Consider the following 20,515-nt stretch of genomic DNA (forward strand, 5'->3'; position numbering starts at 1 on the left):
GGTGATGACGAGGTGCTTGTGCCGGCAGCTTCGCCGGTGCACCCCGACGCCAGCAGGACAACGGCCAGCGTCACGGCAACCTTGCAGCGCATGGCACCGATGATCGCAGGACGACGCTACCCACGGATCCCATTGATCAACGCGCCTGTCGGGCGTGGACCACGGCGACGGCGTTCAGGTGCCCGGCGCCCGTCCGGGGACCTGGTAGCTCCTGGTCAGGCGGGCAGTTCCGGGAGGGGGCCGGCGGTGACCAGCGCGGCGAGCGTGAGGGGTTGGTCGCCGTCGCTGTGCCCGAGCACGAGGGCGAGGCGCCGGTCGTCCGCCTGGTCGGGCGCCCAGACGTGCAGGTCACCGTAGAGATCCTGGCGAAACAACGCCTCGTAGACCGGCGGACGGTCCGCCTGCGGATTCCGGATGAGGTGGTCGACGGTGAGGAGGCGGTGCGGCCCCCACCGCCCGTCCAACGTCCCGGCCAAGGTGGCCAGGTGTCGGTCGCCGAGCTCGAGCTGCTCGGTCCACTCCGGGTCCCGTAGGCCGATGAGGTTCGGCCCTTCCCACAGCGGAACGAGGACGAAGCCGCCAGCACGGGTCGCCAGCCATTCGCCGGTGCGCGGATCGGAGTCGATCAGGGTGGGGGCGCCCGCGGACGGGATCGGTCCGGTCAGGAGTGCCGTGATGGCTTCGAGGGCACGGGATGCATCGAAGGCAAGGCCACGAACGACAGTCACGGCACCCATCCTGACCGCTGGCCGCCGAGTTGCCCAGGCGGCCGGTGGTGGCTCAGCCGATGTCGCGGCAGCCGACCTGGTCGCCGATCTCCTGTGGGATGCCGAACGGGCCGCATTCGAGCGCGCTGCCCTCACCCAGCTTCGTCCACCTACCAGCCGAGTACTCGAACAGCAGCACGCCGTCGCCCTGCATCCCTGGGTCGGCAGCGATCACACCGGCCGTGGCCCACCGGCCCGCGCACCTGATGTGAGCCGGGTCGATCCGGTGGGTGTCCGCAAGCCCCGACGCCCGCTGCAGGGTCGCGGCGCTGACCGGGCAGGCGGACCCGGCGGTGGCCGGGGTGGCGGACGGTGCGCTCTGGGCCGGCGGCGCATTGCTGGAGGCGGATGGCGCCGCAGTGGAGGCGAGCGTGGACGACGGTGTGCTGGACCCGGCCACGGGAGCGGGTGAGGTCGTGGTGCAGGCGGCCAGCCCTGCCAGCACGGCCAGGGGCGCGAGGGTGCGCAGAGTTGTCAGGTTCATCGTTCCTCCGGTATCAGCGTGGACTGCGATATCCGGATACACGCCCTCCCTCCCGGTCGGGTTGCGACCGGTTGGACGCTCGGCTGAACGACGGCGCGCGGTGACGATCGGCAGGTGCTACGTCAACGACCGTGCCGCGACGGTCAGTTGGTCAGACCTTCCCCCCAGATCGGCTCGGGCTTCGATCTCGACGGGAGCCACCCTCGCACGACCGATCACAAGAGCGTCATCCGTGGAGCATCAAGGCGACCCGCTGGGCTGTGCCGTTCACGCCAGGTCCTCGGGCTCACCACCCCTCCCGAGGAGCGACGGTGGGCGATGATGGTGCCACGGGTGCGCTGCGTCGGTGACGTGCCCGAATCGGATGGATGGAGGGGCGACCGTGCCGAGCGACCTGGCGGAGGTGCGGGTATGGCGACTGGGCCGCGCGACGCGGATCTTGGCCGGACTGTTGATCGGCGGCATGGCCGTAGCGGTGGTCGTGTTCTTCCTCTGGCAAGCCACCACCCCCGACGGGGACCTGCTCGCGCCGCTCGCCATCGCGGCGCCTTACGGCTTGATCGGATTCGCCATGTGGCGGCGGATATTCCATCCTCGGCTGTCCGCGGGCCCGGAAGGGCTGATCCTGCGCGGGCCCTGGCGCACGATCCGCGTTCCATGGTCAGCCGTCGTGCGGTGTGACGCGGGCTATCACGGGATCACCATCACCTGCGCCGATGGCAGCCGGGTGGTGGCCCCCGCGCCGCAGCGGTCGAACCTGAGCCGTTGGCTCGGGCGGGAGACCCGGGCCGACGTCGTCGCGGCGTACCTCGAACGGCGCGCCCGTGAGCACCGACGGGTGTCAGCGGCGACGGGGCCTGCGGCACCGCGCCCGAACGGCGACGCACCAGGTGACGGCGGGTACGGATCCGAACGGACGAGCAGGGACGGCGACGGACCGCTGACACGGGTCGACCGTACTGACGGCGCGGGTCGATAGCGGGCGGCGGCGCGCGCTCGGGCGCGCCGCCGCGGCTGCCGTACGAAGGGTGAGCTGAACCCGTCGGATCCGCTGGGCTCAGCGGGTGCCGTCGAGGACGGGGATCAGTTGTTCCTCCTCGTAGGCCAGGTGTCGTTCGAGTTCGTCGGTGAGTTGGTCGACCCGCCGACGCAGCTCGTCCGGGGCGATGGTGTCGTCGGCCAGCACTCCGCGTAGCTGTTCCAGCAGTTCGGCTATCCGCTGGTGTTCCGCCCGCAACCGGGTCAGCGTCTCGGCCAGGTCCGGACGTTGCTGGTCGAGGGCGGGGAACAGGCCGGTGTCTTCCATCGTGTGATGGTGGTGCAGTCCCTGGCAGACGGTCAGGCAGTTGATCCGCAGCTGGGCACCCAGCCGGGGCCCGGAGCGGGCCACCTCGGCGCGGATCAGTGCGAGTTCCCGCCGGAACGCGTCGTGCAGCAGCTTGAGGCCCGCGCCGAGGGACGGGGCGTTGGGCGGTCCGCCGGCGACCTGGTACAGCGCCACCACGGGGATGACCCGGGTGGTCTTCCTTTGGTACGCGGCCCAGCCGGGGTCGGCTTCCACGGCGCGGGCGAAGACGCTGTCGCGGTCGACGCCGGTCAGCACCTCGGCGCGAGCCTGGTAGGTGAAGACGCCGTCCTCGACGGTGGCCCGCGGGTCGGCCACCAGGTTGTGGTACCAGTCGGGGTGCCGCGGTGCGCCACCGGCGGAGGCGATCACCAGGATTCGCTCCCCGCCGTCGGGCAGGTAGCCGACCGGGGTGGTGTGCGGGGCGCCGGTGCGCGCCCCGGTGGTGGTGAGCAGGATGAGCCGGCCGCCCGCGAAGGGGCCGCCGACCCGGCCGGAGTTGGCCCGGAACTCGTCGATGATCTGCTGGTTGAAGTCGTTGGGCATGCGCTGCTTTCGGTCAAGGGCGCACGGCCGATCGGTGGCCGCACGGAGGTCGCGCCCGCCGCCCGTGGTCGGGCCGGCGCGAGGGAAGGACTTGTGGTGGTCACCCGGCGCGGGGCGCGGGGACGGCGCGCGAGCATCCGCGCGTGGCGGCGGACCTGTGGGCGGGGTCGGCGGGCCGCGGGCCCGCCCGCGGCTCACGAGGTAGCCGGGTGCCCTGTCCGCTCGTGGCCCATGGCCGACCCGGCAGTCACGCTCCCGACCGTACTGCCACCCGACTCCGCCCGGCAATGATCTTTGCTGGTCGGTTCGTGGGCTCGCCGTGCACGGATGCGCCGACCAGGGCACTCTCCAGGAACGTGCCGAGCGGAATGCCCACTACCGCGGCGATCGAGATGCCGGACAGCGCGACCGCCGAGGCCCGCGGGGCGAGGCGTTGCGGTACGTCACGGACGCGCCGGCATCGGTCGACGTCGTCGTGCGTGGGAACGAGCGGCACAGCCTGGTGCCAGGATGCGGGGATGGCGTACGACGAGGATCTCGCGAACCGGGTACGGAGCTTGCTCGGGCGGGAGCCCGGGATCGGCGAGCGGCGGATGTTCGGCGGCCTGGCGCTGTTGCTCAACGGCAACATGGCCGTGGTGATCCGCGGCGAGGGCGGCTTGATGGTCCGGGTCGACCCGGCGTGGTCCGAGCGGCTGCTGGCGGAGCCCGGCGCCCACGCGACGCGGATGCGCGATCGGCCCCTGCGCGGCTGGATCACCGTCGAGCCGTCGGCCTGCGCCGCGGACGGCGACCTGCGCCGCTGGGTGGACCGGGGCATCACCTACACCCGGGGCTTGCCGGCCAAGTGACCGTGGGTCGGTCAGCTGGGGGTGTCGGCGAGCCGGGTGATGAGGAAGTCGAGGCGCTCCTCCTGAATGTCCGGGGGAATGCGGCCGCTGTCGGACAGGGTGGCTATGCCGTGCAGTGCGCTCCAGATGACCTCGGCGAACAGTTCGCGTCGCGGGTTGTCCGGACGGAAGCAGTTGACGAACTCGTCGAAGGCGGCGCGCAGCGGGGGTGGTGTCTCGGCGTGCGCGAACTTCACGTCGGTCGGCATGACGAACATGGCCTGGTAGAGGGCGGGCCGCTCGGTGGCGAAGTCCAGGTAGGCGCGGCTCACGGCGTGCAGGGACTGCTGCGGCTCGGGGTGGGCCAGCCGGGCACGACGTAGCTGGGCGGCGAGTTCGCCGAAGCCGTCGATCGCGACGGCGCGCACGATGTCGTCCTTGCCGGTGAAGTGGCTGTAGAGCACGGGCTGGCTGTACTCGACGCGCTCAGCGAGGCGTCGCGTCGTCACCGCCTCCCAGCCTTCGGCCTCGGCGAGTTCGCGGGCCGCGGTGACGATCAGCTGATGACGCTGGGCGCGTTCACGTTCACGGCGCTGCTTGATGGCGGACATGACGTGATTCTAGCAACGCTAGACATCCTGTCGAAGGTAAAGCTATCGTCGGCAAGACAACTAGCGCCGCTAGAATTCCTGGGCGCTGCTATCGGGAGGAAGCACCATGCTCACCAACGTCGCCACCGTGCTCGCCGGACTGATCGGCGTGGGCGTCATCGTCATGGGCGCAAGCGCCTTCTGGGCGCCGCAGGCCGCGGCTGGGTTCGGCATCCCCGACACGCCGACCGAGGACCGCAGCTTCCAGGCATGGTTGGGCGTCAAGGCCGTCCGCGACATTGCCTCCGGCGTCTTCATCCTCATCCTGCTGGCCAACGGGTCGCCCCACCTGCTGGGCTGGTTCATGCTGGCCGCCACCGGCATACCCGTGGGCGACGCGTTGATCGTGCTGCGCAGCAACGGGCCCAAGGCGGCCGCCTACGGCGTCCACGGCGCCACCGCCGCGGTGATGCTGGCGATCAGCGTGCTCCTCCTCGTCGGGTAACCGCTCGGCACGCCCCGCCACGGCGGGGTGATCGGGAAAAAGACCAGCCCGATGCCGTCGCCGGCCACCCCCAGGTGCGGACCTCGGGTGGGCCGGCGCCGGACGCCCCGGGCGTCCCCGCGGACCGCTAGACCGCGCCGGACAGGTACTCCCCGCGTCGCTGCGGGTCGAACTTCTCGATCGCGTACCGGAGCATGACCCGTGGCATGGTCCGGTAACGCCCGGCCAGGAACGCCTCCTCCGCCGCTCTGTCGCGGTTGCCCACCTCGCGCAGCATCCAGCCCACCGCCTTCTGCACGAGGTCGTGCGGGTCGTGCAGCAGCCGTTCACCGAGCCGGAAGGTCCACTCGAAGTCGCCGGCCCTGATGAAGGCGAAGGTGGCCATGATGGCGATCCGCCGGTCCCACACCAGACTCGACCCGGCCAACCGGTCCAGGACGCCGCGGTCCTTGTCGATCAGCCACGGGCCGACGATGTACGGCGCGGACGAGTCCACCAGGTCCCAGTTGTTGAGGTGGCCGGTGTTGGCCAGGACCAGGTCGAAGATCCGGCCCCGTTCCTCGTCGTCGCCCCTGGCGAACTTCCGCACCAGGATGAACAGCGCCGTCAGCCGCTCCTCGTGCACGTCGCCGGTCAGCAGCTGCCCGGTTTCGGGCAGGGACAGGTCGCGCCAGTACCGGCCGGCCACCCTGCGCTGTTCCGGCACCGGGACACCGATGGCCCGGTCGCCCTCGCCGTACCCGCCCGGAACCATCTGCAGGAACCGGCTGACCTCCGCGGCCCGGCGCGGGTCGGCGAGGCCGGCGAGGTCATGACGGACGTCCGCGCAGGTGGCCATGACCGGGAAACCTACCGCGACCGCCTGGCAGGCTGGGCGGATGACCCTCACCGAGAAGTTCGAGTGGCGTGGACGCGAGGTGCGCTGGAGCCGGACCGGCTCCGGCCCGGCCGTCGTCTTCTGCCACGGGACCCCGTGGTCCTCGCAGCTGTGGCGCCCCTACGCCGAGGCGCTGAGCGATCGGTTCACGGTCCACCTGTGGGACATGCCCGGTTACGGGCAGTCCTCGAAGTCGGCGGAGCACCGGGTGTCGTTGGACGTCCAGGGCGAGTTGCTCGCCGACCTGGTGACGCACTGGGGGTTGGCGGCTCCACACGTCGTCGCCCACGACTACGGCGGCGCCGTGGCGTTGCGGGCCCATCTCCTGCACGGCTGCCGGTACGCGTCGTTGGCGCTGGTCGACGTGGTGGCGCTGGCTCCGTGGGGGTCGGACTTCTTCCGGCTCGTGCGCGACAACGCCGAGGTCTTCAGCGCGCTGCCGAGTGCCGTGCACGAAGGAGCGCTCCGGGCCTACATCACCGGCGCCAGTCACGGCGGCCTGGCGCCGAGCCAGCTGCGGGCGCTCGTCGCGCCGTGGCTGGACGCCGAGGGGCAGGCCGCGTTCTACCGGCAGATCGCCCAGGCGGATCAGTCCTACACGGACGACATCCAGCAGCTCTATCCGCGTATCGACCTGCCGGTCTTGGTCGTCTGGGGCCGCGATGACACGTGGATCCCGGTCGACCGCGCGCACCGACTGGCCGAACTCATCCCCGGCGCGCAGCTCAAGGTGATCGAGGCGGCGGGCCACCTGGTCCAGCTCGACCAGCCGGTGCAGCTGGCCACGACGCTGAGCCACTGGCTCGCCACGCGGACCGCGACCCCGTGACGCGACTCCACCGTCGCTCACCGCGGCGGGCATGAGGAGCTGGTGACTCCAGGATGGTCAGGGTCGCGCCTGCGGGGGTTCTCCGGGTCGCGGGCGGGGTTCCGCCGGAGGCGCCAGCATCGCGTGCGCGTCCATGATCGTCGGCATGACGAGAGCAGCGACGTTCGCCGTGGTCGCCGGGCCGCTCGCACTGAGCGGCTACGGCGTGGCCCGTACCATCGGCAGGCTCGACGACGTGTACGGGCCGGGATTCGACTGGCAACTCGCCCACGTCCTCGGCCTGGCCGGCTTCCTGCTGTTCGTGCCGCTGGTCCTGGGGTTGCGGACGCTGGTGCCCGCCGGGACGGTCCGCGAGGTGGCGGTCGGCGCGACGTTGCTCGGGCTGGCGGCCTCCGTGGTCCAGTTCGGAGCGGACATCGTGCTCGCGGTCATGGCTGCCGACAAGGACGAGCTGCGGAGCCTGCAGCAGGACTTCGCCGGCCTGCCCGGGGTGCGACCCGCGATCTACGACGTCGGGCCACTGTTCTTCTTCGTCGGGATCGTGGTGGTCGCGGCGCTGGCCGCCAGGGCGGGCCGGCTGCCGTGGTGGAGCCCGGCGGTCCTGCTCGTCGCGGTGCTGCTGCCGCCGGTGAACCTGGACCTCATGCCGCTGGCCGGGCTGTTGATGCTGGTGGCCCTGCTGCCGCTGTGGCAGCCGATCCGGCAGGTGTCGGCGGCGGGCTGAGACGGCGGCGCGCCTGGGGCCGAGACCACCGGCGCCCGTCGACGTCAGCGACCCCGGCGGGTGTTGAGCCGGGCGGCCTGGCGGGTCAGGTGGTCGCGCTCGGCGAGGTTGGTGGCCCGGTGGGCCGCCTCGGCGTAGAGCCGGGCCGCCGTCGCCAGGTCGCCGTCGCGTTCGTGCAGGTACGCCGCCACCGCCGCGTAGCGGGGGAGGGAGTCGTCCAGCCCGGCGAGCGCCGCCAGCCCGGCGCGCGGTCCGTCCGCCGCACCGACGGCCACCGCCCGGTTGAGCCGGACGACCGGGCTGTCGGTCAGGCGGAGCAGTTCGTCGTACCACTCGACGATCTGCACCCAGTCGGTCTCCTCGGCGGTGGGCGCGTCGGCGTGCAGTGCCGCGATGGCGGCCTGGGCCTGGAACTCGCCCAGCCGGTCGCGGGCCAGGGCCGCCTGCAGGATCTGCACGCCCTCGGCGATCGACCTGGTGTCCCACCGGCGACGGTCCTGCTCGGCGAGCGGCACCAGGCTGCCGTCGGGCGCGGTCCGGGTGTCGCGGCGGGCGTGGTGCAGCAGCATGAGAGCGAGCAGCCCCGCCACCTCGGGGTGGTCGATCGCCGCCGCGAGCTGCCGGGTGAGCCGGATGGCCTCGGCAGCCAGGTCGACGTCGCCGGAGTAGCCCTCGTTGAAGACCAGGTAGAGCACGCGCAGCACGGTGGCGACGTCGCCGGGCTCGTCGAAGCGTACGCCGGAGACGGTGCGCTTGGCCCGGCTGATCCGCTGCGCCATGGTCGCCTCGGGCACCAGGTAGGCCCGGGCGATCTGGCGGGTGGTCAGCCCACCGACGGCGCGCAGCGTGAGCGCCACCGCCGACGACGGGGTCAGCGACGGGTGGGCGCAGAGGAAGTAGAGCTGGAGCGTGTCGTCGACCGCGGGCACCGGCCCGGGCGCCGGCTCCTCGTCGACGAGGCCCTCCCGCCGGCGCCGGGCGGCGTCGGCCCGGGTCGCGTCGAGGAACTTGCGCCAGGCCACGGTGACCAGCCAACCCTTCGGGTCGCAGGGCGGGTCGGCCGGCCAGCCGCGGACCGCCTCGACCAGCGCGTCCTGCACGGCGTCCTCGGCCGCCGCGAAGTCGGCTCCGCGGCGGACGAGGACACCGAGCACGGCCGGCGTGAGGCTCCGGAGCAGGGCCTCGTCCATCAGGTCACTCCGTGATGGTGTGCGACGCGGTCAGGAAGGGACGCAGCTCGAGCCACTCGTGGATCGGCTTCCCACCCGCCCCGGGAGCGGCGGACAGCTCACCGGCCAGCTCGACGGCGCGTTCGTAGCTGTCCACGTCGATCACCATCCAGCCGGCGATGAGGTCCTTGGTCTCGGCGAACGGGCCGTCGGTGACCGGCGGGCGGCCCTCACCGTCGTACCGGACGAACGTCCCCTCGGGGGTGAGCGCCTGACTGTCGACGAACTCGCCGGTCTTCTCCAGCCGGGCCGCGAAGTCGTTCATGTACTGCACGTGCGCCGAGATCTCCTCCGGCGTCCACCGGGCCATCGGCACGTCGTTGACCGCGGCCGGAGCGCCCCGGTAGTGCTTGAGCAGCAGGTACTTGGCCATCGTGGTTCTCCTTGATGCGGGTGACCCATTCTGGTCACGTTCACCCCGGGGACGGAGCCGGGCACGGGTTCTCGACATGCCCGGCCGAACTTTTTCCGCTCGCGGGGACCTGGCCGAGGGCAACGGGGCGGGGGAGCAGGTCAGGCGCCCGTCGGCTCGCCCAGCAACGCGCGGATCTCGTCGGCCTCCGGGTCGCCGAGCTCGTCGAAGACGGCGAGCGCCCGACGCCAGCAGGACCGGGCGCGGTCGGCGTCGCCCAGCTCGCCCAGCGACCGCCCCAGCGCCAGCAGGGTCCGCGCCCGGCCGTGTTCGTTGCCGGTGGACCGGTGCAGCCGTACCGCCTCGCGGAAGCGCAGGATCGCCCGGTCGTGATCGCCCAGTTCGGCGTGCGCCTCACCGAGGTTGGCGATGCAGATCGCCTCGGCGTACCGGTCGCCCGCGTCGCGCATCGCCGTCAGCGCCTCCTCGTGGCGGGCGATCGCCTCCCCGGGCTGGCCCAGCAGGACGTGGCACTGCGCCATGTTCTGCAGCGCCACGCCCTCACCCCGCCGGTTGCCCCGCAGCCGGTGCTCCGCGCGGGCGAGGGCGAACGTCGCCAGCGCCTCGTCCGGGCGGCCCGCCTCGGCGTGCGCGACGGCCAGGCTGTTCAGGCTGGTGGCCCGCCAGTCCCGGTCGCCGCTGGCCTCGTGCAGTCGCAACGACTCCTGGTACAGCTCGATGGCCTCGGCGTAGCGTCGGCTCTCGCACAGCGCGGTCGCCAGGCTGGCCAGCAGCGCTCCCTCGGCCCGCCGGTCGCCGACGGCGCGGGTGGCGGCCACCCCGATGCGGGTCGCCGCCCGCCAGTCCTCCCGGCGCTTGGCGATGTACCAGTACGCCGAGGCGCCCAGCGCGATCCGCCAGGCGTGCCCGGACGCCCCGCCGGACGCCGCCGCGCGGACCACCGGGAGCAGGTTCGTCCGTTCGCTCTCGCACCAGCTCAACGCCGTCTGGTAGGTGTCGACGCGGACCGGCTCGACCAGGGCCGGCGCGGGCGGCGCGAAGTGCGGCCGGTGCGGCTGCAGCACCCGGCCCGCCGCGTCGACCGTGCGCAGGTACCAGTCCAGCAGCCGGTCGAACGCCAGCCGCCGGTGGGCCGCGTTCTGCGGCGCCTCGGCCAGCTCCCTGGCGTACGCGCCCACCAGGTCGTGGAACTGGTAGCGGTCCGAAGCCGGCAGCTGCAGGAGGCTGGCCCGGTGCAGCTCGGCGGCCAACTCCCGGACCCGAGGCACGTCGAGCCCGGCGAGCGCCGCCGCGGCGTGGACGCCGACGCTCTCGCCGGGGTGCAGGGCCAGCCGCCAGAACAGCTCGGCGGCCGGCGGTGACAGGCAGCGGTACGACCAGGAGAAGACGGTACGGAGGTTGACGTCCGGACCGTCCGGCCCGGCGAAGGCGTCGAGCCGGCGTCCCCGTCGCAGCTCCCCCAGCAGATCGCCGAGCGGCCGGTCCGGCAGCTCCAGTGCGCGGGCGGCGACGATCCGGATCGCCAGCGGCACGTGCCCGCAGTAGTCGGCCAGCGCCGCCCGCTCGTCGGGTCGGGACCGGTGCAGGCACCCGGCGACCAGGTCCACCGACTCGGCCGGGCGCAGCGGCGCCAGGCTGAGCGGCACCGCCTGCTCGCGTACCACGAGCCCGGTCAGCCGGCGGCGGCTGGTCACCACGACCAGACCGGCCAGGTTCCCCGGCAGCAGCGGTCGGACCTGGCTGGCGTCGTAGGCGTTGTCCAGCACGAGCAGCAGCCGCCGGCCGTCGGTCAGGCTGCGCATCCGCCCACTCTGGGCGTCGACCGTGGGCGGAATCTCCGCCGCCGGCACGCCGAGCGAGAGCAGCAGCCGGGGCAGCGCCTCCGCCGGCCGCATCGGGGTGTCACCGGGGCTGAACCCGCGCAGGTCCAGGTAGACCTGGCCGTCCGGGAAGTCGCGTCGGCGCAGGTGGCCCCAGTGCAGGGCGAGGGCGGTCTTGCCGATCCCGCCCATGCCGTCGATGACGACGATGCCGGCTCCGGCACCGCACCGGACGGCGTCGAGCTGGCCGTCGAGGGTGGCGAGTTCGGCGCGCCGGCCGACGAACACGCCGTGGGCGGGCGGCAGCTCGGCCGGGCGTACGGGTGGATCGGCGCGGCGACCGGTCGGCCGGCCCGGTGCGACCTCCAGCGTGCGGTCGGCCCGCAGGATCGCGGCTTCCAGCTGCCGCAGTTCCGGTGAGGGGTCGAGGCCAAACTCGGCGACCAGCCGGGCCCGCAGGTCGCGGTAGGTCCGCAGGGCCTCGTCGGTGCGCCCCTCGCGGTGCAGCACCAGCATGAGCTGACCGGCCAGCCGCTGCCGGACGGGATGCTCGGCGACCAGCTTGGTCAGCTCGTCCAGCGCCTCCCGGGACCGGCCCAGCCGGATCCGTGCCTCCAGCCGGTCCTCCACCGCCGTCCACATCACCTCGCGCAGGCCGGCGCAGAGCCGGTCCCGCACGTCCGTCGGCGCCACGTCGGCCAGCGGGTCGCCCCGCCACAGCTGGAGCGCCAGGTCGAACAGCTCGACCGCGGGCGCGTCGTCGGCCTGCCGCGCCCGGGTGACCAGCTCGGTGAAGCGGTGCACGTCGACCGCGCCCGGATCCACCCGGAGCAGGTACCCGCCGCCAGTGCGCAGGATCTCGCAGCTGTCCGAAGGGTCGGCGCCGGTCGCGTCGCGGGCGCGGCGCAGGCAGGCGCGCAGCCGGGAGACGAGCGCCTGGAGCGTGCCCCGGGCGGAAGCCGGCGGATCGGACCCCCAGAGGAGCTCGACGAGCCGGTCCACCGTCACCGGGCGGCCGGGCTCCAGCAGGAGCAGTCCGAGCACCAGGCGCTGCTGGCGGGAGCCGAGATCGATCGACGCGCCGGCGGCGTACGCCTCGACCGCACCGAGGACCCGGAACTCCACCTGGTCACCTCCGGCCGTCCATTATGGCCGCCGCGCGGCAAGCCGTCTGCAGGCTTTCTGCAACCGGCCGGGATGATCCTTCGCGCGATCGGATCTCACGACGATCGATCCGTTCGGGCAGCTGCATCACCCGCCCATCGCGTCCACTGGGAGGTTCATCGTGCCTGTACTCGTACGCCGCCTGCGACCGTGGCTGGTCGCCGGCGGCGACGCCCTGCTCGCCACGGCGGTGACAGTCGCCGTCTGCTGGCTGGTGCTGCGGTCGCTGGCCGGCGGCGCGGCCGGGCCGGTGGGCGCCTACCTGGCCGGCGACCTGACCGGCCTGGCCGCCGCGGTCGCCGCGAGCACCGGCGCGCCGCTGGACTGGAGCATCGGCGCCACCGGCGGCCGGTTGTATCCGGTCGCCATGCTGCTGAGCGGCTCCCAGCTGGCCCTGCTGGTGGCCGGCCCGCTGGCCGCGGCGGTGGTGCTGGCCTGGCGGGCCCGCCGCCGCCCGCGGTCGCCCGGTGCGGCCGCGCTGGCCGCCGGCGGCTACGCGACCCTGATCGCGGGCCTGTCGGCCGCGGGCGCGGCCACCGCGACGGATCCGCTGGTGCACCTCGCCTCGCCGGCCTGGCTCGCCGGGCTGGCCGCCCTGGCCTGGGCCGGAACGGCCCAGCTGGTCGCGGCCGCGCTGCCCCGGCGCGGGACGCGGGCGCTGGCCACCCCGGCCCGGGCCGGGGTGCTCGCCCTGGTGCTGGTGGCGGCGGGCGTGGTGGTCGGGCAGCCGGCCGCGGCGCAGCCCGCGGGACCGCCGGCCGAGCGGGTGGTGCCGTTCGTGGGCGACCCGACGCCCGCGCCCAACGGCTACCGGCGGGCCGGAGTGGCCGCCGCACTCGCGCGGGTCACCGCCGAGCAGGGCCAGGCACCGCTCGCCGCGTTCGAGCCGTGGCGCGGGACACCGTCGATGCTGAGCCTGTCCAGCCGCCTCGGCGGGGACGTGCCGGGCTGGCTGCGGCGCAACTCGGGTCTGTTCGGGGTGGCCGACGCGAGCGCCCAGCTACGGCCGCTGCGCGAGCAGCGCGAGCGGACCGGCGAGCGGCACGTGTGGTTCGAGCAGCACGTGGGCGGGGTGCCGGTCTACGGCTCCCGGGTCGGCGTGCACCTGGACGCCACCGGCCGCACGGTGGAGTTCCTGACCAACTCGCTGGAGCCGGACCTGATCGTGGACCGGGTCAGCGCCGCGGTCAGCGCGGAGACCGCGACGGCGAACGCCCGCCGCGCCCTGCCCGACGGGTCGTTGGTGGAGCCGGCGAAGCTGTACCTCCTGCCCGCCGGGGCGGATCCGGGCCGGCGTACGCCGACCGTGCTGGCCTGGCACGTCTGGCTCACCGACGTCCGGCAGGGCGTGTCGACGTCGTACTTCGTCGACGCGGCGACCGGCCGGCTGGTGTACGCGCTGCCGCGCACAGCGCACGCCAAGAACCGGCGCATCTACGACCTGAACAAGCTCTCCGACGACAAGGTGCCGGTGTCCCCGAAGCGGGCGGAGGGCGACGGACCGAGCGGCATCCAGGACGTGGACGAGGCGTACGACAACCTCGGCCACACCTACGACTACTACCACCAGACCTTCGGCCGGGACAGCTTCGACGACGAGGGTGGCCAGCTGCGGGCGCTGGTGCGGGTGCGGCAGAACCCGGACCGACCGATGCGCAACGCGATGTTCATCCCGGACGTCATCGACACCATGGTGTTCGGCGAGGAGATGACCAAGCTGGACGTGGTGGCGCACGAGTTGACCCACGGGGTCACCTTCGAGACGGCCGACCTGTGGTACATGTACCAGTCCGGGGCGCTCAACGAGAGCTTCTCCGACATCTTCGCCGAGGCGGTGGAGAAGTTCGCCACCGGCAGCAACGACTGGCTGGTCGGCACCGGCATTCCCGGCGGCGCGCTGCGCAGCATGGCCGACCCGCCGGCCTACGGCGATCCCGGCCACTACCGCGACTTCGAGCGCAGCTGCCTGGACATGGGTGGCGTGCACACCAACTCGGGCATCCAGAACAAGGCGTTCTACCTACTGTCGCAGAAGATCGGCATCGAGAAGGCGGCCCGGATCGCCTACCGCACCCTGACCACCTACCTGGCCCCGCGGGCCCGGTTCACCGACTCCCGGGTCGGCTTCATCGAGTCGGCCAACAAGCTGTACGGCAAGGGCTCGACCGAGGCCAAGGAGGCGGCCGCCGCGTGGACCGCGGTCGGTGTCGACGGCGTGTACGAGCAGGATCGGCAGGACTGCCTGTGCATCGCCGACACCTCGCTGACCGGGGTGGGCCCGGAGGGCCTGGAACCGCAGGGCCCGGGCGTGGACGCGGTGCTCGGCGCGCTGCTGCACGTGCGGGACCTGTTCGCCGACGGGCGCACCCCGGCCCTGCGGCACTACGAGGTCATCTACGCCGACGGCGGCGACCGGGCGATCGCGCTGATGACCGCCGACGACGACCTGCGCCGGCGCACCGCCCACGCGATGCAGACGCTGCAACCTGTGCTGCAGACCGTCGGCACCCCGGACGGTGACGGCACCGTGGTGACGGCGGCGATGCTCACCGAGCTGGAGACGCTGCTGCGCGACTACGCGGCCGCCGACCGGGCGGCCGGTGGCGGCGAACTGGCGTCGGTCATCGAGACCGAACTCGGCAAGGCGAACTTCCCGGCGCTGTCCGGGCTGACCGCCAACCAGGCGCTGTCGTACCTCGACACGCACGTCGGCTGATTCCTTCTCCGGTGGTGGCGGGCGCACCCGCGCCCGCCACCACCGCACGCCCAGACGAGGACCTCCATGCATCCATCCCTTCCCGCCCCACGGTCCCGCGCCGTGCGGCGGCTCGCCGCCGCAGTGGCCGGCGTGCTGGCCGCCGCGCTGCTCACCGCTCCCGCCCCCGTGGCCGGTGCCCCGGCCGACAAGCTCCAGCCCGCGGCGCGCCAGGCGCTGGCCGGCGGGCGCACCGCCGACCTGATCGTCGAGCTGGCCGAGCGCGCCGACCTGCGCCCGGCCCGCGAGCTGCGTACCCACGCCCAGCGCACCGCCTACGGTCAGCGGACCCTGTCCGCGCTCGCCGAACGCAGCCAGCGCGGCATCCGGCAGCTGCTCACCCAGCGCCGGGTGGGCCACCACCCGTTCTGGATCGTCAACGCGGTCCACGTCGAGGACGCCGACGCGAAGCTCGCCGCCGAACTGGCCCGCCGGCCCGAGGTGCGCACCGTACGCACCATGCGCACCTTCCAGCTGCCCGAGCCGACCCCGGTGCAGCGGGCCGCGGCGGCCGCGGCGGTCGAGTGGAACATCGACCGCATCCAGGCACCGCAGGTGTGGTCGCGGTACGGCGTGCGCGGTGAGGGCATCGTGGTCGCCAGCATCGACAGCGGGGTGCAGTTCGACCACCCCGCGCTGGTCCGCCAGTACCGGGGCAACGTCGGCGACGGCGTGTTCGACCACCGGTTCAACTGGTACGACCCGTACGGGCAGTGCCGCACCGCGCCCTGCGACACCAACGGCCACGGCACCCACACGATGGGCACGATGGTCGGCGACGACGGCGACGGCACCCAGATCGGCGTCGCGCCCGGCGCGCGGTGGGTGGCCGCCCGCGGCTGCGTCGGCAGCGGCTGCACCGAACTGGCCCTGCTGCTGGCCGGCGAGTGGGTGATGGCACCGTTCGACGACACCTTCACCAGCCGTCCCGACCTCGCCCCGCACATCGTCAACAACTCGTGGGGGTCGCCGAACAGCGACCCGTTCTACAGCCAGGTGGTCAGCCGGTGGATCGAGGTCGGCATCATGCCGGTCTTCTCGGCGGGCAACAGCGGCCCCGACTGCGACACCGTCGGATCACCCGCCGATTACCCCCAGGCGTACGCGGTGGCGGCATTCGACGCCGAGGGCGCCATCGCCGACTTCTCCAGCCGGGGCACGGCCGCCGCGGAGATCAAGCCCGACATCGCGGCGCCCGGCGTCGCGGTGGTCTCCTCGTTGCCGGGCGGACGGTACGAGGCGTACAACGGCACCTCGATGGCGGCGCCGCACGTCTCCGGGGCGGTCGCACTGCTGTGGTCGGCGGCCCCCGAACTGATCGGCGACATCCCGGCGACCCGGGCCCTGCTCGACGGCGGCGCGGTCGACGTCGCCGACGCGCAGTGCGGCGGCACCGCGGCCGACAACCCGGTGTGGGGCAAGGGCCGCCTCGACGTGCACGCCGCGGTCGCCGCCGCGCCCCGCGGCCCCCGCGGCACGCTCACCGGCGTCGTGCGGGGGTCCGACGGGCCGGTCGCCGGCGCGTCGGTGCGGCTCAACGGGCCCAACCGCACCGAGCGGGTGGCCACCACCGACGCCACCGGCCGGTACAGCGTCAGCGTTCCGCCCGGCGGCTACACGGTGGCGGTGAAGGCGTTCGGGTTCAGTGACGGCGCCACCTCGGTGACCGTGACCGCCGACAGCACCGCCACCGCCGACCTGACCCTGGTCGCGCTGGCCCGGCACGCGGTCAGCGGGGTGGTCCGCGACCCGGGCGGCGTGGGTGCGGCCGGCATCTCGGTGAAGCTGCTGGCCACGCCGCTGCCCCCGGTCGTCACCGGGCCCGACGGGGCGTACCGGATCGACAACGTGCCGGTCGGCGGGTACACCCTCACGTTCGGCGCGGGCCGCTGCCTCAGCGCGGGCAGCCGGCAGGTGACGGTCGACGGGCCGGAGACGGTCGACCTGTACCCGCCGGCCCAGGTGGACAGCTCCGGCTACCAGTGCAACGGCACCACCGCGCCGTTCCCGACCGGCACCACCGCGCTGGCGCTCACCGGTGACGACGAGTCGGCGCAGGTGAACCTGCCGTTCCCGGTGCCGTTCTACGGCCGCAACCACACCACCATGTGGGTGGCCACCAACGGGTTCCTCAGCTTCGACCGGGCCGCTGACAACTCCATCAACCGCGAGGTGCCCAACCCGTCCACGCCGAACGCGTCGGTCTTCGCGTTCTGGGACGACCTGGTCGTCGACGCCCAGGCCACGGTGCGCACCGCCAGCTACGGCACCGCGCCGGACCGGCGGTTCGTGGTCGAGTGGCGCAACGTGACCTTCTGGGAGGACGAGACGCAGCGGGTCACCTTCGCGGCCGAACTGTCGGAGACCGGCGCGGTCACCGTGCACTACGGCGACCTGACCTCCGCCGCCGTGGCCCGCGGCGCGGGCGCGAGCGTGGGCGTGGAGAACCAGACCGGCACGGTCGGGTTGGAGTACTCCCGCGACGTGGCGGCGCTGCGCCCGCACAGCGCGATCACGTTCCGGGCGGCCGGTTCGCTGTACGGCACGGTCACCAAGCCCGACGGGTCACCGGCCGCCAACGCGCTGATCTCGGCGGTCACCGGTGACGCGCCAGCGGTGACCACCACCGCCGCGGCCGACGGCACGTACGTGCTGCACCTGCCGCTGGGCACCTACACCGTTGACGTCTCGCTGGTCACGTTCGGGATCCACCGGTCCACCGTGGTGCTGGACACCAGCGGCGCGCGGGTGCGCCACGACGTGCGGCTGTCGCTCAACGAGCGCACGGTGAGCGGCGTGATCCGGGACTCGCTCGGTCAACCGGTGCGGGGGGCGGACGTGTGGCTCTCGCACAGCGAGCTGCCGATCGTGCGGATGACCACCGGCGCGGACGGGGCGTACCGGTTCACCAAGGTCCCCGAGTCCGACGTGGCCACCTACGTCTACGCCAGCGTCCCCGGCTGCCAGCGCGACGGGCGGCTCTACCTGCCGACGATCATCGGCGGCGACGCCGTCAACGACGTCACGGTGATCGCCCCGATGGGCGTGGTGGACGGCGCGGACGGGTTCGGCTACCAGTGCGTGCTGGGCTCGGTGGAGCCGAGCGTCGCCGGCACGACGGTGACGACCAGCGAGTACGGGCCGCCGACCGCTGTCGCGCTGCCGTTCGAGTTCCGGCTGTACGGCCAGCCGTACCGGACCGCGTACGTGTCCCGCTACGGCTACCTGACGTTCGAGCCGTCGGACCACCAGAGCGGCTCCAACAATTTCCTGCCCAGCACGTCCAGCCCGGATGCCGCGGTGTACGCGTTCTGGGACGCCCTCGCCATGGACGCGTCGTCCCGGGTGACCCACGGCACTGCCGGCACCGCGCCGAACCGCCGGTTCATGGTCTCCTGGCAGGACATGCTGCTCGACGGCGAGCGGATCAGCGTCGACGCGGTGCTGCACGAGAACGGCCGCATCGACGTGCAGCACCGGCTGCTGCCCGACACCGCTGCCGGACGCGGCGACGGTGCGACCGTCGGCATCGAGGACGCCGACTCCTTCCACGCGCAGGAGTACAGCTACCACGACGAGCGGCTGCGTTCCGGGCAGTCGGTGCGGTTCCTGCCGCCGGGCACCGTCACCGGTGTCGTCACCGACGCGACCACCGGGGCGCCGCTGGCCGGGGCGACGGTGGAGTTCCTGCGGCTGGAGGAGGTCGAGGAGGAGGTCGTCACCGACGCCACCGGCACGTTCACGCTGCGGGTGCCGCTGGGCGCCTGGGACCTCGCGGTCGACGCCGCCGGTCACTTCCCCGGCACCGCGCAGCTCCGACTCGACGCGCCGTACGGCACCGTGCGCCGGGACGTGCCGGTGACGCCGATCGGCTGACGGCGGCGGGTGGATGCGGGGCGGGCGGCGCCCCGCATCCACCGTCGCCGGGCTCGACCCGGGTGGTCGCTGTCCGGCCCGAGCACCACGGCCCGCACCGCATCCTCCACCTCGGGCCCGGCGGGCGACCGCGGTCAGGCCCCCTTGACCCAGTCGAGGCTGAAGCGGGCGAAGTGGATGCCGCCGGTGTTGCCGACCTCGTACAGGTTGCCGATCGTCCCGTCGGACAGCACGGCCATCGTCGAGTAGCCGGCGCCGCCCGGCTTGAGCAGCGCCCGGGCCGGCCAGCTGGCACCGTCGTCGGTGGACAGCCGGACGGTGAGGTCGTTGCGCGCGGTCGGGTGCGCGTTGTTGCTGAACAGCGCGGTACGGGTGCGTACCGGCGCCCCGTTCGCGCCCACGTCCGACGGTCGCAGGTAGGACAGCTCGTCGGCGTTGCACAGCGGATCGGTGAGCGCGGCGCTGGCCGTGGCCGGGCCGAACGTCGCGCCCGCGTCGGTGGACGTGGCGTAGAACCGGCTGCGGGTCGAGTTGTGGCGCATGTTCTGCACGACGGCTCCGCTGCCGCGCTCGATCGCCTTGCTCTCGTTGATGTTCGCGCCGGCGGACCCGCCGCGCCGCCAGGTGGCACCGTGGTCGTCGCTGTAGACGTTGCCGGCGTGGCTGGTGCCGGCGGCGTCCCGGTAGACGATCGGCTGGACCAGCCGCCCGGTGCTGGTCTGGATGCCGTGGCCGGAGGAGAAGAACACCTGCTGCCACGCCGGGTCCTTGAGCACCGGGTTCAGCTCCACCGGCGCGCTCCAGGTGGCGCCGTCGTCCCGGCTGGTGATGTAGCGCAGATGCAGGCTGTTCGGGTCGTCGGCGGTGTTGACGCCGGAGCCGCCGGACCAGAAGCTGATGCCCGGCCTGGGGGAGTAGGTGAAGAAGCAGTAGACGACGCCGGTGTCGCGGTCCACCAGCAGGCTGGGGTCGCCGGCTCCCTCGCGGGTGGTGGCGGGGGCGTGGATGACGCGCGGCTGCTCGAAGGTACGGCCGCCGTCGGTGCTGCGGGTCATGGCGAGCTGGATGTTGTTGGTGCCGCCGCCCAGGTCGTACGAGCCGTCGACCCGGGCGTCGGCGACGGCGACGACGGTGCCGTTGTTGGTGACCGCCAGGCCCGGGATGCGGACCGAGGCCGCCGTGCCGTCGTAGCGGCCGTTGGCGCCGTTGAGGTTGCGGATGACGGTCTGCGTGGTCAGCAGGGTGGTCGTGGTCATCTGCGGGGCGCCGGCGGCCAGGCCGCAGGCGGCGACGCCCCGTTGGGTGGTGTCGAAGCCCAGGGCGGTGACCCGCAGGGTGTACGGGGTGCCGGCGGGGACCGTCCAGTAGTGCAGGAGGTTCCCGCCGGCGGCGACGGTGCGGGTCCACGGTGAACCGGTGCGCCCGGGCCAGGTGACGGTGAAGTCCCGTGCGGTCGTGGTGCGGTTCTCCAGCACGAGCTGGAGCCGGCTGGCCGTGCAGTCGAAGCTGGTCAGCGCGGACATGCCGGTGCCGCAGTGGAAGATGCCGGCGGCGGTGTCGTCCAACCCGGTCGGGGTGGTGGTCCGCAGCGTGTACGCGGTACCGGCCGCCAGGGTCCAGTACAGCTGGGTGCTGCCGCCGGCGGCCACTGTCCGGGTCCACGGCGAGCCGGGACGTCCGGGCCAGGTGACGGTGTAGGTCTGTGCTGTCGTGCTGCGGTTGTCGAGCGTCAGGATCAGCCGGCTGGCCACGCAGTCGGCGCTGGCCGTCGCGGGGACGCAGGTGGGGGCGGCGTGGGCGG

Annotated in this window: 16 protein-coding genes; 7 read left to right on the forward strand and 9 right to left on the reverse strand. The window is 73.3% G+C overall.

The genetic code is table 11. The annotated features are described in order from the left end of the window. Nucleotides 1-215: 215 nt before the first annotated feature. Both DLJ47_RS19920 and DLJ47_RS19925 read right to left on the reverse strand, forming a co-directional pair. Entirely contained in the window at nt 216-728 is a 513-nt protein-coding gene (locus tag DLJ47_RS19920; RefSeq protein WP_109901577.1) for a hypothetical protein, read from the reverse strand. Between the two features lie 52 nt (nt 729-780). Further along, the gene (locus DLJ47_RS19925) at nt 781-1,251 is read right to left on the reverse strand and encodes a hypothetical protein (RefSeq protein WP_109901528.1); all 471 of its coding nucleotides are present in this window, start codon (nt 1,249-1,251) and stop codon (nt 781-783) included. A gap of 382 nt (nt 1,252-1,633) precedes the next feature. Here DLJ47_RS19925 and DLJ47_RS19930 point away from each other — a divergent pair, with 382 nt between their 5' ends. Further along, nucleotides 1,634-2,230: a PH domain-containing protein gene (locus DLJ47_RS19930; RefSeq protein ID WP_158289854.1), complete on the forward strand. Its 597-nt coding sequence runs from the start codon at nt 1,634-1,636 to the stop codon at nt 2,228-2,230. A 78-nt stretch (nt 2,231-2,308) separates the two neighbouring features. Here DLJ47_RS19930 and DLJ47_RS19935 read toward each other — a convergent pair whose 3' ends face one another. Continuing rightward, nucleotides 2,309-3,142 carry a nitroreductase/quinone reductase family protein gene (locus DLJ47_RS19935; RefSeq protein ID WP_109901532.1) on the reverse strand — a complete coding sequence of 278 codons (834 nt, stop codon included), beginning with the start codon at nt 3,140-3,142 and terminating at the stop codon, nt 2,309-2,311. A 518-nt stretch (nt 3,143-3,660) separates the two neighbouring features. Between DLJ47_RS19935 and DLJ47_RS19945 the strand changes: the two genes are divergently transcribed. Beyond that, the gene (locus tag DLJ47_RS19945) at nt 3,661-3,993 is read left to right on the forward strand and encodes a TfoX/Sxy family protein (protein WP_109901534.1); all 333 of its coding nucleotides are present in this window, start codon (nt 3,661-3,663) and stop codon (nt 3,991-3,993) included. Nucleotides 3,994-4,004: 11 nt separating this feature from the next. Here DLJ47_RS19945 and DLJ47_RS19950 read toward each other — a convergent pair whose 3' ends face one another. Further along, on the reverse strand, nt 4,005-4,583 hold the full coding sequence (locus DLJ47_RS19950; RefSeq protein WP_109901536.1) for a TetR/AcrR family transcriptional regulator: 579 nt from the start codon (nt 4,581-4,583) through the stop codon (nt 4,005-4,007). Between the two features lie 106 nt (nt 4,584-4,689). Between DLJ47_RS19950 and DLJ47_RS19955 the strand changes: the two genes are divergently transcribed. Next, nucleotides 4,690-5,067: a DUF4267 domain-containing protein gene (locus DLJ47_RS19955; protein WP_109901538.1), complete on the forward strand. Its 378-nt coding sequence runs from the start codon at nt 4,690-4,692 to the stop codon at nt 5,065-5,067. Between the two features lie 127 nt (nt 5,068-5,194). On the opposite strand, the gene DLJ47_RS19960 is transcribed toward DLJ47_RS19955, so the two are convergent. Continuing rightward, nucleotides 5,195-5,905 (reverse strand): DNA alkylation repair protein, encoded by a 711-nt coding sequence (locus tag DLJ47_RS19960; RefSeq protein WP_109901540.1) that lies wholly within the window; start codon nt 5,903-5,905, stop codon nt 5,195-5,197. Between the two features lie 40 nt (nt 5,906-5,945). Between DLJ47_RS19960 and DLJ47_RS19965 the strand changes: the two genes are divergently transcribed. After that, nucleotides 5,946-6,773, forward strand: a complete 828-nt coding sequence (locus DLJ47_RS19965; protein ID WP_109901542.1) for an alpha/beta fold hydrolase — start codon at nt 5,946-5,948, stop codon at nt 6,771-6,773. 145 nt (nt 6,774-6,918) lie between these two features. After that, nucleotides 6,919-7,497 (forward strand): hypothetical protein, encoded by a 579-nt coding sequence (locus DLJ47_RS19970; RefSeq protein ID WP_146228149.1) that lies wholly within the window; start codon nt 6,919-6,921, stop codon nt 7,495-7,497. 44 nt (nt 7,498-7,541) lie between these two features. Here the strand turns inward: DLJ47_RS19970 and DLJ47_RS19975 are convergent, their stop codons facing one another. The 3 genes from DLJ47_RS19975 to DLJ47_RS19985 all read right to left on the reverse strand — a co-directional run bounded on the left by DLJ47_RS19975 (nt 7,542) and on the right by DLJ47_RS19985 (nt 12,044). Further along, nucleotides 7,542-8,687 (reverse strand): RNA polymerase sigma factor, encoded by a 1,146-nt coding sequence (locus DLJ47_RS19975; protein ID WP_109901546.1) that lies wholly within the window; start codon nt 8,685-8,687, stop codon nt 7,542-7,544. A 4-nt stretch (nt 8,688-8,691) separates the two neighbouring features. Next, nucleotides 8,692-9,099, reverse strand: a complete 408-nt coding sequence (locus DLJ47_RS19980) for a YciI family protein (protein WP_109901548.1) — start codon at nt 9,097-9,099, stop codon at nt 8,692-8,694. 140 nt (nt 9,100-9,239) lie between these two features. Continuing rightward, nucleotides 9,240-12,044: an AfsR/SARP family transcriptional regulator gene (locus DLJ47_RS19985; protein ID WP_109901550.1), complete on the reverse strand. Its 2,805-nt coding sequence runs from the start codon at nt 12,042-12,044 to the stop codon at nt 9,240-9,242. Nucleotides 12,045-12,204: 160 nt separating this feature from the next. Here DLJ47_RS19985 and DLJ47_RS19990 point away from each other — a divergent pair, with 160 nt between their 5' ends. Then, nucleotides 12,205-14,799 (forward strand): M4 family metallopeptidase, encoded by a 2,595-nt coding sequence (locus DLJ47_RS19990; protein ID WP_109901561.1) that lies wholly within the window; start codon nt 12,205-12,207, stop codon nt 14,797-14,799. A gap of 66 nt (nt 14,800-14,865) precedes the next feature. Further along, complete coding sequence (locus DLJ47_RS19995) at nt 14,866-18,714, forward strand: carboxypeptidase regulatory-like domain-containing protein (protein ID WP_146228150.1); 3,849 nt, start codon at nt 14,866-14,868, stop codon at nt 18,712-18,714. Nucleotides 18,715-18,848: 134 nt separating this feature from the next. On the opposite strand, the gene DLJ47_RS20000 is transcribed toward DLJ47_RS19995, so the two are convergent. Next, on the reverse strand, nt 18,849-20,515 hold a 1,667-nt coding region (locus tag DLJ47_RS20000; protein WP_146228151.1), incomplete at its 5' end, for an exo-alpha-sialidase.

This window comes from Micromonospora sp. S4605 (genome assembly GCF_003176715.1).
Lineage (GTDB): Bacteria > Actinomycetota > Actinomycetes > Mycobacteriales > Micromonosporaceae > Micromonospora > Micromonospora echinaurantiaca.

What these genes read in the sequence shown, in the direction of transcription:
- DLJ47_RS19925 (WP_109901528.1), bottom strand. Translation starts at nt 1,251, where the DNA reads ATGAACCTGACAACTCTGCGCACCCTCGCGCCCCTGGCCGTGCTGGCA.
- DLJ47_RS19935 (WP_109901532.1), bottom strand. Translation starts at nt 3,142, where the DNA reads ATGCCCAACGACTTCAACCAGCAGATCATCGACGAGTTCCGGGCCAAC.
- DLJ47_RS19945 (WP_109901534.1), top strand. Translation starts at nt 3,661, where the DNA reads ATGGCGTACGACGAGGATCTCGCGAACCGGGTACGGAGCTTGCTCGGG.
- DLJ47_RS19950 (WP_109901536.1), bottom strand. Translation starts at nt 4,583, where the DNA reads ATGTCCGCCATCAAGCAGCGCCGTGAACGTGAACGCGCCCAGCGTCAT.
- DLJ47_RS19955 (WP_109901538.1), top strand. Translation starts at nt 4,690, where the DNA reads ATGCTCACCAACGTCGCCACCGTGCTCGCCGGACTGATCGGCGTGGGC.
- DLJ47_RS19960 (WP_109901540.1), bottom strand. Translation starts at nt 5,905, where the DNA reads ATGGCCACCTGCGCGGACGTCCGTCATGACCTCGCCGGCCTCGCCGAC.
- DLJ47_RS19965 (WP_109901542.1), top strand. Translation starts at nt 5,946, where the DNA reads ATGACCCTCACCGAGAAGTTCGAGTGGCGTGGACGCGAGGTGCGCTGG.
- DLJ47_RS19970 (WP_146228149.1), top strand. Translation starts at nt 6,919, where the DNA reads ATGACGAGAGCAGCGACGTTCGCCGTGGTCGCCGGGCCGCTCGCACTG.
- DLJ47_RS19975 (WP_109901546.1), bottom strand. Translation starts at nt 8,687, where the DNA reads ATGGACGAGGCCCTGCTCCGGAGCCTCACGCCGGCCGTGCTCGGTGTC.
- DLJ47_RS19980 (WP_109901548.1), bottom strand. Translation starts at nt 9,099, where the DNA reads ATGGCCAAGTACCTGCTGCTCAAGCACTACCGGGGCGCTCCGGCCGCG.
- DLJ47_RS19995 (WP_146228150.1), top strand. Translation starts at nt 14,866, where the DNA reads ATGCATCCATCCCTTCCCGCCCCACGGTCCCGCGCCGTGCGGCGGCTC.